Annotated in this window: 12 protein-coding genes; 9 read left to right on the top strand and 3 right to left on the bottom strand. The window is 63.3% G+C overall.

Features of this window, described 5'->3' with window-relative positions; all coding sequences use genetic code 11:
• Positions 1 to 172: 172 nt before the first annotated feature.
• Positions 173 to 1,705 carry a DUF2778 domain-containing protein gene (locus tag NKJ08_RS36975; protein ID WP_352532102.1) on the bottom strand — a complete coding sequence of 511 codons (1,533 nt, stop codon included), beginning with the start codon at positions 1,703 to 1,705 and terminating at the stop codon, positions 173 to 175.
• A gap of 564 nt (positions 1,706 to 2,269) precedes the next feature.
• Between NKJ08_RS36975 and NKJ08_RS36970 the strand changes: the two genes are divergently transcribed.
• On the top strand, positions 2,270 to 2,692 hold the full coding sequence (locus tag NKJ08_RS36970) for a hypothetical protein (protein WP_352532104.1): 423 nt from the start codon (positions 2,270 to 2,272) through the stop codon (positions 2,690 to 2,692).
• Between the two features lie 64 nt (positions 2,693 to 2,756).
• Here NKJ08_RS36970 and NKJ08_RS36965 read toward each other — a convergent pair whose 3' ends face one another.
• Positions 2,757 to 4,196 (bottom strand): FAD-binding oxidoreductase, encoded by a 1,440-nt coding sequence (locus tag NKJ08_RS36965; RefSeq protein ID WP_352532106.1) that lies wholly within the window; start codon positions 4,194 to 4,196, stop codon positions 2,757 to 2,759.
• 153 nt (positions 4,197 to 4,349) lie between these two features.
• Positions 4,350 to 4,946 carry a cation efflux transmembrane domain-containing protein gene (locus NKJ08_RS36960; protein WP_352532108.1) on the bottom strand — a complete coding sequence of 199 codons (597 nt, stop codon included), beginning with the start codon at positions 4,944 to 4,946 and terminating at the stop codon, positions 4,350 to 4,352.
• Between the two features lie 109 nt (positions 4,947 to 5,055).
• On the opposite strand from NKJ08_RS36960, the gene NKJ08_RS36955 reads away from it, so the two are divergent.
• From NKJ08_RS36955 to NKJ08_RS36920, 8 genes are all read left to right on the top strand, one after another.
• Positions 5,056 to 5,463, top strand: a complete 408-nt coding sequence (locus NKJ08_RS36955; protein WP_352532110.1) for a hypothetical protein — start codon at positions 5,056 to 5,058, stop codon at positions 5,461 to 5,463.
• A 131-nt stretch (positions 5,464 to 5,594) separates the two neighbouring features.
• Positions 5,595 to 7,031 (top strand): multicopper oxidase family protein, encoded by a 1,437-nt coding sequence (locus NKJ08_RS36950; RefSeq protein WP_352532112.1) that lies wholly within the window; start codon positions 5,595 to 5,597, stop codon positions 7,029 to 7,031.
• Between the two features lie 29 nt (positions 7,032 to 7,060).
• The gene (locus NKJ08_RS36945; protein ID WP_352532114.1) at positions 7,061 to 7,501 is read left to right on the top strand and encodes a DUF411 domain-containing protein; all 441 of its coding nucleotides are present in this window, start codon (positions 7,061 to 7,063) and stop codon (positions 7,499 to 7,501) included.
• 7 nt (positions 7,502 to 7,508) lie between these two features.
• Positions 7,509 to 8,036: a TlpA family protein disulfide reductase gene (locus tag NKJ08_RS36940; RefSeq protein WP_352532116.1), complete on the top strand. Its 528-nt coding sequence runs from the start codon at positions 7,509 to 7,511 to the stop codon at positions 8,034 to 8,036.
• A gap of 67 nt (positions 8,037 to 8,103) precedes the next feature.
• Positions 8,104 to 8,787, top strand: coding sequence for an SCO family protein (locus tag NKJ08_RS36935; RefSeq protein WP_352786145.1), 684 nt, complete (start codon positions 8,104 to 8,106; stop codon positions 8,785 to 8,787).
• Between the two features lie 52 nt (positions 8,788 to 8,839).
• A complete protein-coding gene (locus NKJ08_RS36930; protein WP_352532120.1) occupies positions 8,840 to 9,619 on the top strand; it encodes a DsbA family protein in 780 nt (259 codons plus the stop codon).
• 196 nt (positions 9,620 to 9,815) lie between these two features.
• Positions 9,816 to 10,184: a hypothetical protein gene (locus tag NKJ08_RS36925; RefSeq protein WP_352532122.1), complete on the top strand. Its 369-nt coding sequence runs from the start codon at positions 9,816 to 9,818 to the stop codon at positions 10,182 to 10,184.
• Between the two features lie 99 nt (positions 10,185 to 10,283).
• Positions 10,284 to 10,481 (top strand): hypothetical protein (locus NKJ08_RS36920; protein ID WP_352786144.1); only part of this gene is annotated, 198 nt, incomplete at its 3' end.

Genomic DNA, 10,481 nt, shown 5'->3' with positions numbered 1-10,481 from the left:
ACCTCATATCCGCCGTACAAGTGCCTCGACCGCCGATCGGATCGGCGGGCTGCAGCTTATGTCAAAGGCCATTGTCAGCAATCATGAGAGTGGGGGAGATGTCCGGCAGGACAGAGGGGGGCGCTAAGGATCACCGCAGGAACGGCTTTCATTCTGAGACGCCGCTAACGACCTAAGCCCCTCGCCCGTCCTGGGCGACCCGCGTCAGCGGCTTGCTAAGGCGCGGCACCACGACCAGACGCTTGATCTTGCCTTTCTTATAGGCGGCGAGGAAGCGGGCATAGTCCTTGAAAACGACGCAGCCATTGGATTCCGCGCGCCCGCCGCGCAGCATGTAAGTGTGGGCAAGCAGGCCGTCGCGGCCATATTTGTTGCTGCCGCTGGCCGGCGTCAGACGGATCGCCTCGACGCCGTGGAAGCGCGATTCGCGCATCGTCAGATTGTAGGTGTCGGGCGGCGTCGGACCGACATTCTTCTTGTGGACGTAGCGTGGCTGGTCGACCATCGCGCCCAGTCCCGAATGTGCCTCCAGCCGCGAGCCGTCGGGCATATAGACGGTCTTGGCCGAGATGTCGTAGACAGCGACGCCGCTGCCCATGCCGGGCGTGGTGAACAGGTTCCTGAAGGCTCCGCCGAGACCGCCGGAAGGCATGTCGGGCTTGGCATAGGCCAGCATGTCGCCGCCCTGCGTCTTCGACCGTTTGCCCGGCTTGCCCGACACGGCCGGCACTGCCGCTTGTGACGAATTGCGAGGCGACAGGCTGCCGGGTTGCGTCTCGACCGGCGGGGCATCGGCCGTCTGGACCTTGCTCGCCTTGGCGGTCCTGGAGGCCCGCGCCTTGGGCGGCTCCGTTTTTGGTGCCTGGGCCTTTGGCGCCTGGTCTTTTGGCGCCTGATCTCCTGATGCCTGGTCTCTTGATGCTTGAGCCCGCGGCGCCTCGGCAGGCGGATCGATATCCGCCTGCGGGCGCTGCGTCGGCAGCGGAATGCCGTCGGGCATGTCGTCTTGCGGCGGCAGCGAGGCTAACTGGACCTCAGGCTCTTGCGGCTCTTGTGAAGCTGCAGGCTCGCTTGCCGCGACGGCTGTCGGGAGCACATCGATCATTTCCTCCGGCAACGTATTTGCCAGCGCCAGCGCCAGGCGCGACGAGCGTTCGATCTCCGCCACCTCCGGGCCGAAGCGCACCGATGCCGGGCCGTTCGGGTCGGGTATGCGTACCGGCTCGGCGAACCGGGCGTCGGCCGGCAGGCTGGCGAGCATGACGTGTGAGCCGGAGGAGGCACGGGCAAAGGCAGCGGCAAGCTTTTGCGGCGACAGCGCGGCCTTGGCCACCACGTCGTCGAAGCTCGATTGCCGCGACGCATCGGCGACAAGCGGCACGATATTGCGCTTGAGACGCGCCGATTTTCCCTGGTGAACGAAGTTCGACGCCGACCGCAGGCAGTTGGCATCGCATCCGTGCTGCAGCTGAGCCGACAATGCTGCATTTGCCGCGGCCCATGTCGGGGCCTGTGCCTTTGCAAGGCTGCGGCGAGGATCGGCGAGCGCGATGGTGCGCGGCGCGAGCAGGCTTTGCGGGAGACCGTTGGAAGCGGCGGTGAGCGAGGTTCCGATCGAATAAAGGCCGGCCAAGGTCGCCACCGACCATAAAGCAATGGCTGCGCCGACGGCCGGAACCGCGACCCAGCGCAGGCCGGGCCTCATCGAAGTCAATCCAGATGCAGGACCGTCACCCCGGGTTTTCGCACTCACAAACGCCATTCAACCACTCTCAATCGGCCGTTGCCGGCTAGCGGATCTCGCAGCCGTGACATTCACAGTTCGCCTGGTGCCCCCAGCACGCTTCGCGTCTGTTGCCGATTGATTCAAAAGATGGACAAAGTTGGTTAACCAATCCCTCTACCGACCGCCGATTGGGCGACGGTCACACCGAAAAACGCCCTCCAAAACCTGCATAGTTAGCAAAACTGCCCTCCATTGACGACTTTGCTGCCCGTTTTTGTCGGCCGAGTCAAGAAAGCGAAATGACTAGACCTTGCTGGGCAGGGTCGGCGACGGCTGCCAAAGTAAAGCCGGGTCGACAAGAATCGTGCGGCCGGCAGCGCCGCCATCAAGCCCCCGGCGATCCGGTCGGCCTGCCGACGGTTCGCTCCTGGAATCTCCGAAACGCCGCTCTGCAATTATCTGCATTTATGCTAATTATCTGCATTTATGCTAATGTACGCTGGTCACGCACATTCGTGCGCGACCAACAAATGGGAGGATGCGATGAAAACCATGAATCGCAGGTCCGCGATTGCTCTCGGCGTGACGGCGGCCGCGGTAACGCCTTTGTTCACGCTGGCGGCGGCGGCAAAGGTGAAGAAATACGGCCCGAAGGAAGGCAAGGAGATTGCACCCGGCGTCAGATTGGTTGAGGTCGGCACCGGCAATTCCGATATCCCCGCTTACAAGAGCATCTCAATTGTAGATATAGTCTTTCAGCCCGGAGCAGCCGCCCCTGCGATGGTAATGGACAACGACATGGTGTGCACCATTGCCGCCGGTGAATTCACGATCAAGAAAGCCGACAAGGAATTCAAGCTCAAGGAAGGTGACGTGTATACCTGCTCCAAGGGCAAGACCGACGAGGCAGCCAACACCAGCAAGGTGGTCGGCATCCACCGCATCGCCGTCTTGATACCTGCCTAGCGCATGCCGTCGAAATCGGCCCGCGTCCTCCGTCGGAGGCGCGGGCCTTGTCGTTGCGTGTGCCCTATGCGGCGCGCAAATTTTCCACGGGGCGCAAATTCTGGTTCATGCGGAACAGGTTGAGGGGGTCGTAGCGCCGCTTGATTTCCAGAAGCCGCCGATAGTTGCCGCCATAGGCTGCTTTGACCCGGTCGACCTCGTCCTCAGGCATGAAGTTGACGTAGGCCGTGCCGACGGCATAGGGCTTGGCCGCTTCATAGACACCGCGCGCCCAGTCGAGGCAGGCGCGGTCCATTCCTGGTTCGCGCCAACGGGCGTGAACATTCATGACGAAATGCGCGCTGCGTTGCGGAAACGCCGTTGCATCCGCTGTCACGCGGCCCGCGGCACCGCCGATATGGGCGAAGAATATCTCGCATTCAGGCCCCGGAAGCCCGGGTATCGCTGCCGTGACGACGTCGATCGCGCTGTCGGAAAGCTCGGTGAAGTCATGGCTCTTCCAGTAGTTGCGGGCGCCGGGCGTCAGCAACGGATCGAATGCCTGCTCCCAGCCGGTGAACGGGTTGGGGCCGACGACATCGGCAATCGGTGTGCCGATGGCGCGAAGCCTTTGCGTCGCTTTTTCGCCTTCCCCGAGGTCGCCGCAATAGCACATGGCCAGCACCAGCACCTCCTTGCCATGCCATTCCGCCGGCAGGAACGGCAGCGGCGGTGCCTGCCGCATGACCACCCAGCAGGTCAGCTCATCGGGCGCCGCTTCGAGCGCCGACCGGTATTCCCGCAAGACGTTTTCGGCATCGGCGAAGGGATGGACGACAAGCCCCGCCAGGACCTGCGGACCGACATGGTGGAGCTTGAACTCGAAAGCCGTGACGACACCGAAATTGCCGCCGCCACCGCGCAGTGCCCAGAACAGGTCCGGATTTTCGGTCTGGCTGGCGCGCAGCAGCTTGCCGTCGGCGGTAACCACGTCGGCGCAGAGAAGACTGTCGATGGTCAGGCCGAACTTCCGGGTGATCCAGCCGAAGCCGCCGCCCAGCGTCAGGCCCGATATGCCGGTGGTCGAGTTGATGCCGGTCGGCACCGCCAGTTCGAACGCCTGTGTTTCCCTGTCCACATCGGCGAGCGTCGCTCCCGGTTCCACCCATGCTCGCCGCGTCGCCGGATCGACCCGCACCGACCTCATTGACGACAGATCGATCACCAGGCCACCATCGCAGACGGCGCTGCCGGCAATATTGTGACCACCGCCGCGAACTGCGAGCAGAAGCCTGTTTTCCCGGGCAAAATTCACGGCGGCGATGACATCGGCGGCGCCGGCGCAGCGTACGATCAGCCCGGGCCGTCGGTCGATCATGGCGTTCCAGATGCTGCGTGCGTCGTCATAGGCGGCGTCGCCTTCCCGCAGCACCGAGCCGCGCAATTGCGCCGAAAGCGCCTCCAGGGCGGCGGCGTCGACCGTCGTCTTGCCGCGATCGAGCGTAGTGAGGCTCATGCTGTTCATGGTTTCCTCCCGATTGTTTGTGAGCCGTTCTTCCTCCCGCCCGCTTTGAAAATGTGCGCTTATATTAGAAATCGCGCAAGTTTCTGGCTGACTACTAACGATTGCGGCCCACCTTGGCGCGTCGGCAACCTGGCACCGCTGAGCGTTTTGGATTCACGAAACAGCGCGCTGCTCCTCCCGAGCTGCCTCCCAGACCTCCCGCGCCGCATCTGCATTCAGTCCCGCAATTCCCAGGCCGACGATCAAATCCGGCCACGCCGAGCGCCAAATGAACGCAGTCACCAGCCCGGCCAGTACAATCGCAATGTTGGCGACGGCGTCGTTGCGGGCCGAGAGAAACGCCGCCTTGGTAAGGCTGCCGCTGTGATGGCGGTAGCGCGCCAGCATGTAGGCGCATGACAGATTGACCGCGAGAGCGCCCAACCCCGCCAGCGTCAGGGCCGTCGGCTGCGGCGGCACCGGCATGTTGAACTTTTCCCACGCGGTCCACAGCGTCGCCAGGCCCGGCACCAGCAGCATAAGCGCCAGCGCCATGCCGACCCGCGAGCGGGCACGCAGCGACCATCCCATGGCGAGCAGTATGAGGAGATTGACCGAGGCGTCTTCCAGAAAATCGACACTGTCGGCGAACAGCGACACCGAGCCGATCGCCAGCGCCACGGCGAATTCAATGCCGAAATAACCGAGGTTCAGCAGCGCGACGACAAGCACCACGCGGCGAAGGCCGTCCGGTGTAAGAGGTTGCTGCATGATCTGCCCTGACACGATGCTTCTTACAGGCTGCCCTGCCCTCGACGGTTTCGATGTCGCGTTGTCGGGGCTTGCAAAAGCGGCGTTTTGAGGCCAGCCTAGGCCGAACATGGCACGCCTGTCACCAAAACACCTCCTGGTCATGCTGCTCGCGGTCGTCGTGACCGCCGGGTTCAGCCTGTCCGCCGCTCAGGCTGCCGTCATGTCGGCCAGGATGGCAGTCGACGGCGGCATGACCATGGCCGCAGATACCGGCACCACCGACGCCGACATGGCCAAGATGGCCGATGCCAAGGATGGTGACTGCAACGCTTGCCTCAAGGGCTGGGCCGGCAATGACAAACCGATGCAATGTGCGCCGACCTGTGTCGCACCGGCTCTGGCGGTGCTGCCGGAGGCTCTCCCCGTGACGGGACTGCCGGAGGCCGAACTGCCGTCGGCGCTTCCCGCCCCGTTCCTGCACGGGCGAAGTCTGCTGCCCGACCCATTCCCTCCAAGGCCCAGCGCTCTCGTCTGACGCCGTTTTCTGCCGTTCCACGGCTGGTTAGCGGCGTTTGATCGCCCGGTTGCGCGTACTGCGCAGCGGGCGCGGTAGCAATTCAATCGACGTCGCGACGTTCGCCGTCGGTTACCGCAGGGGTCACAAGAGTGAATTCCGTTTCAAATCCGTTCATAACGCGCCGCAAATTCCTGCTTGCGGCAGCAAGCATTGCCGCCGCCGCGCCGATCCGTCCTGCGCTGGCGATGGCCACGGGCGAATACCGGATCAGGGTGGCGCCGGGCCAGGCCCGGTTCGCCGGCCCTGATGGTCCGCGCACTCCCGTATGGGCCTATGATGGCACGGTCCCCGGCCCGACACTGCGCTTACGCCAGGGGCAGCCCGCTCGCATCTCCGTCAAGAACGGACTGGACGAAGACACCACGGTTCACTGGCATGGCATCCGACTGCCGAACGCCATGGACGGCGTGCCGGGCCTGACGCAGAAGCCGATCAGGCCAGGTGAAAATTTCATCTATGAATTCACCCCGCCCGATGCCGGCACCTTCTGGTATCATCCGCACGCCAACAGCCTGGTCCAGCTCGGCCGTGGCCTTGCCGGCGCACTGGTCGTCGAGGAGGTCGAGCCGGTCGCCGTCGACCGTGACATTCTGTGGCTGCTGCAGGACTGGCGGCTTGCGGCCGATGGGCAGATCGCCGCCGGCTTCGGCAGCGCGATGGATGCCGCCATGTCTGGCCGTGTCGGCGGTCTCGTGACCCTCAACGGCGCGCCGCCGGCGGACCAGAAGGTGCGGGCCGGCGAGCGCGTCCGGCTGCGGCTGGCCAATGCATCGCTCGCCCGCATCATGGCCCTGCGGTTCGAAGGCCACCGGCCGGTTGTCGTCGCCATCGACGGACAGCCCTGCGATCCGCACGAACCGGAGGGAGGCCGTCTTGTGGTGGCGCCTGCCATGCGCGTCGATGTGATGCTCGACCTGCAGGGCGACCCCGGCAGCCGACATGCGGTGATCGACGATTACTATGATGGCCTTGCTTACACCCTGACGACGCTTGCCTATGATGCAGGAGCGCCGCTGCGCGACCATCCCCTTGATGCGCCGCTTCGTCTGCCGGCCAATCCGCTGCCGAGCCCCGATCTGGCCAGGGCCGAAAGACATGAGATCGTCCTGCAGGGCGGCATGATGGGCGGCGGCAAGCTCGCCGGCGTCGGCGGCATGATGGGCATGGCGATGCCCGGCATGAACGGCGCCGCCGCCTGGGCAATCAACGGCAAGTCGATGACCGGCGACGGCCACGCCGGTATGGCGCCTGAGTTCACGCTGTCACGCGGCGCCACCTGCCATCTCACCATGCGTAACGAAACCGCCTGGTGGCATCCCATGCACGTCCACGGCTTCAGCCTGTCGGTGCTTTCGCGCAACGGCTCGCCGGTGCCGCACCGGCAATGGCAGGACACGGTGCTGCTCGCCCCCAAGGATACGATCGAATGCGCCTTCGTCGCCGACAATCCCGGCGACTGGATGCTGCACTGCCATGTCGCCGATCACCAGATGGCCGGCCTGATGACAGCGTTCCGCGTGACCTGAAACTTTTTATCCAACCAAGGAGAACTGCAATGAAACTGACCTACCGCCTTGCCGCACTGTCCCTGCTGATCGCAACACCGCTGCCCGCCTTCGCCGCAACGATCAACGCCGTCATGTACAAGAACCCGCAATGCAGCTGCTGCGAGTCCTACGCCAACTATCTCGAGCACAACGGCTTCAAGGTCGACATCAAGCCGGTCAACAATCTCTCCCAGATCAGCAGCGATGCGGGCGTGCCGGCCGACCTCGAAGGCTGCCACACGCTGATGGTCGATGGCTATATCGTCGATGGCCTGGTGCCGGTCGAGATCGTCAAGAAGCTTTTGACCGAGCGCCCTGCCATCACCGGCATAACGCTCGCCGGCATGCCGGCCGGCGCCCCAGGCATGGGTGGTGAGAAGCAAGGCCCCTTCGTCGTCTACGCCTTCACCAAGGGCGGCAAGGCGCCCACCGTCTACGCGACCGAGTGAGGACATTGTGAGCAAACTGGCCATGGTCCTGGTTGGCATGCTGCTGGCGTTTTCGTGGCCGGTATCAGCCGCTGAGCCGCCGCAGAACTTTGCCGTTCACGAGGCGCCCGCCCCCGTGCCGGAAATCAGCTTCGAGGATGGCAATGGCAAAACGAAAATGCTTGCGGATTTCCACGGCAAGGTCGTGCTGCTCAACGTCTGGGCGACATGGTGCGCGCCCTGCCGCAAGGAGATGCCGACGCTCGATCGCCTACAGGCCAAACTCGGCGGTCGGGATTTCGAGGTCGTCGCGCTGTCCATGGACCGCGCCGGTCCTGAGATCGTGAAGAAGTTCTTCGCCGACATCGGCATCAAGCACCTCGCCCTCAACATCGACGTCTCGGGCAAGGCCATGTTCGCCATCGGCACCGTCGGCCTTCCGGCAACCCTGCTGGTCGACCGCGACGGCAAGGAGATCGGCCGGCTGATTGGGCCGGCCGAATGGGACGCGCCCGACATGGTCGACTTCATCCGCAGCCGCATCGCCGCCAAGTGAGAAAGGGACAGATATGTTCGGGCTAAAGGCTCGCTGCGTTGCATCGGCTTTGAACGAATGGAGGTGCTTGCTGCTAAGCGTAATTGCCATTGCGGCGCTGACCGCGGGCTTTTCGTATCCGGCGCAAGCCCACTCGCTCGACGAAATCGACGCCACGCTTGAGGCCGACGAGAAATATTTCCAGCCGATCGACAAGCCGGCGCCTGATTTCACGCTGCGCACCGCCGAGGGGCGTGTCGTGCGGACGGCCGATCTGCGCGGCAAGGTGGTCGTCCTCCACTTCATCTACACATCGTGCCCGGATGTGTGCCCCTTGCACGCCGAGAAGATTGCCGAGATCCAGAAAATGGTGAATGGCAGGCCGATGAAGGACCGGGTCAGCTTTGTGACCATCACCACCGACCCAATCAGGGACACGCCGGACGTGCTCAGCAAATACGGGCCGGCGCACGGGCTCGATCCCGTCAATTGGCTGTTCCTGACCACGATGGAGGATCAGCCGGAGGATGCGACCCGCAGACTGGCGGAGGCCTTCGGCCACAAGTTCACGCTGACGGATGATGGTTATCAGATGCACGGCACCATCACCCATGTGATCGACAAGGAGGGCCGCTGGCGGGCGAATTTCCATGGCCTGGATTTCGCGTCGGTTAATCTCGTCACATTCGTCAATGCGCTCACCAACAATGTCGAGCGCCCGCACCATGAGCAGGAAACGGGATGGTGGGCGAAAATCAAGGGCATGTTCTGAGGCATCATGTGCACGTGCCGGCGGTCCGGCGAACAGAGGGAAGGAGAACCCTGTGATCCACAAGTCCAATCCATCGATCGGAGCCATCGGCAAAATGGCCCGTGCCTTCATGCTGGCCGGCGCGACGGTCTGGCTCGCGCTCGGTCTCCACAACCAGGCGATCGCCGCGGGCGAGATGTCCCAGGACCAGTTCGACCAGCGCATTCACGACTACATTCTTGCGCATCCCGAGGTGCTCGTGCAGTCGCTGCAGAGCCTCGACGCCCGCCAGCGCGAGGCTGCTGCAAAAGAGGCCAAAGCCGCCTTGACGGACAAGGCGGACGAGATTTTCCGGGACCCGGCGAGCCCGGTCGGCGGCAACGCCGAAGGCGACGTCACCATGGTCGAGTTCTTCGACTACAACTGCCCCTATTGCCGGCAGGTTGCGCCGATCATGGCGCAAGCCATGGCCGACGATCCGCAGCTCAAGATCGTCTACAAGGAATTCCCGATCCTCAGCACGGATTCCGTATTTGCTTCCAAGGCGGCTCTCGCCGCAGTGCGCCAGGGCAAATACATGGCATTCCACAAGGCCTTGTATGCGGTGAAGACGCGGGTGTCCGAAGCGGTCGTGCTGAAGGTGGCTGCCGACGTCGGTCTCGATGTGGCTAAACTGAAGACCGACATGCAGCAGCCCGATATCCAGGCGTCGATCGACCGGAATACGCAACTGGCCCAGGCGCTGAAGATCAGCGGAACGCCAAGCTTCGTCGTTGGCGAGCAGATTTTCCCCGGCGCGACCGACCTCGCAACGATGAAGAAACTGATCGAGCAGGCGAGGACCAGCAAATGAGCCGAATATTTTGCCCAAACCGACGGACGGTTGTTCTGGGTGGCGCCTTTGGCGCCTCTGCGGTCGCGAGCTTGCTCAAGGAGCCGGATTTGGCGATCGCCGCTGAGGATCCCGACATCTGGTACGCCGTTTCAGATATCTCAGCCAGAACGGCAACAGCACGTGTTCGACCAAGTTCACGGAATCGATCGCGACCATGCCGGCGATGTCGCGGATCACGGGCTCGTGCTGCAGCCCAATGGAGACGAAGCGCTATGCCGAGCAGGTGAGCGGCCTGGCCAGGTACCGCGAGATCGCGATGATCCCAATCGATCCGTACGATATTCCGGCCGGCATCGCACAGAAGATGATGCCCTACTACGATGTGAAACTCTCCGGCGACGAGCAGCAGGCCTACGACTATGCGATGGCCAATTCCAGCGAGAAAGGCCCATGCTGCTGTCAGTGCTGGCGCTGGAAAGTGTATGGCGGGCTGGCGAAGTTCCTGATTCGCGAGCACGGTTTCACCGGCAAGCAGGTCGTCGACGTCTGGGATCTCTCAGACGGCTGCGGCGGAGGTATGTAAGACGACCAGGACGTGGTCGACACTCCGGTTGGCAGGACAAGACACTTCCGGTTGCCGGGACAAGGGCGACAGGGCGGCCGATCGGATTTCCTCGTCGTCTTGACCGAAATCCACGGCGAGCTAATTCCCTTCGCAATCGCCGATGCTTACCGACGAAGGCGGGCTTTCACTGACCGCAAAGGTGATTGCAATGATGAATGGTCCACTGATGTGATCGACAAGAGCCTTTTTGATAAATCTGCGCTATTCTCCTGTCGCGCACGGACGACCGCGTGGCGAAGAGCAGGGTCCGAGGTG

This window comes from Mesorhizobium sp. M0244 (genome assembly GCF_040321795.1).
Lineage (GTDB): Bacteria > Pseudomonadota > Alphaproteobacteria > Rhizobiales > Rhizobiaceae > Mesorhizobium.
This window is presented reverse-complemented; position numbering and strand designations above follow the sequence as displayed.